General features: G+C 56.9%; 1 rRNA gene. It reads left to right on the forward strand.

From position 1 onward, the window contains the following. Positions 1 to 51 precede the first annotated feature (51 nt). A 23S ribosomal RNA gene (locus tag HNP84_RS50880) occupies positions 52 to 1,324 on the forward strand; the annotation flags it as partial.

Genomic DNA, 1,324 nt, shown 5'->3' on the forward strand with positions numbered 1-1,324 from the left:
TGGTCGCTGGTTGTTGTTTGAGATTTGCATAGTGGACGCGAGCATCTTTGTGGCCAAGTTTTTTAGGGCACACGGTGGATGCCTTGGCACCAGGAGCCGATGAAGGACGTGGGAGGCTGCGTTAAGCCTCGGGGAGTCGCCAACCAGACGTTGATCCGGGGATGTCCGAATGGGGAAACCTAGCACCAGTCATGTGGTGTTGCCGCCGTCTGAATGTATAGGGCGGTTGGTGGTAACGCGGGGAAGTGAAACATCTCAGTACCCGTAGGAAGAGAAAACAATAGTGATTCCGTGAGTAGTGGTGAGCGAAAGCGGATGAGGCTAAACCGTATGCGTGTGATAGCCGGCGGGCGTTGCGTATGCGGGGTCGTGGGACCTTCTTGGGGAGACCGCCGTCTTCCCGGGCAGTGATAAATCGGTGGGGTAGCCGAAGCCTCTGGGAAGGGGTGCCGGAGACCGTGATAGCCGGGTAGGTGAAACTCTGCCGACTGCCGGAGGGGATCCCAAGTAGCACGGGGCTCGAGGAATCCTGTGTGAATCTGCCAGGACCACCTGGTAAGCCTGAATACTCCCTGGTGACCGATAGTGGACGAGTACCGTGAGGGAAAGGTGAAAAGCGCCCCGGTGAGGGGTTGTGAAATAGTACCTGAAACCGTGTGCCTACAAGCCGTAGGAGCGTACGCAGCTTCGGCTGTGTGTGATGTGACTGCGTGCCTTTTGAAGAATGAGCCTGCGAGTTATGGTGTGTGGCGAGGTTAACCCGTGTGGGGGAGCCGTAGCGAAAGCGAGTCTGAATAGGGCGTTTGAGTCGCATGCTGTAGACCCGAAGCGGGGTGATCTACGCATGGGCAGGGTGAAGCTCAGGTAAGACTGGGTGGAGGCCCGAACCCACCAGGGTTGAAAACCTGGGGGATGATCTGTGTGTAGGGGTGAAAGGCCAATCAAACTCCGTGATAGCTGGTTCTCCCCGAAATGCATTTAGGTGCAGCGTCGCGTGTTTCTTGCTGGAGGTAGAGCACTGGATGGCCGATGGGCCCGACAAGGTTACTGACGTCAGCCAAACTCCGAATGCCGGTAAGTGAGAGCGTGGCAGTGAGACTGCGGGGGATAAGCTTCGTAGTCGAGAGGGAAACAGCCCAGACCACCGACTAAGGCCCCTAAGCGTGTGCTAAGTGGGAAAGGATGTGGAGTCGCAGTGACAACCAGGAGGTTGGCTTAGAAGCAGCCATCCTTGAAAGAGTGCGTAATAGCTCACTGGTCAAGTGATTCTGCGCCGACAATGTAGCGGGGCTCAAGTGCACCGCCGAAGTCGTGGCATTCACGC

The organism is Thermocatellispora tengchongensis (assembly GCF_014202315.1).
GTDB classification, from domain to species: domain Bacteria; phylum Actinomycetota; class Actinomycetes; order Streptosporangiales; family Streptosporangiaceae; genus Thermocatellispora; species Thermocatellispora tengchongensis.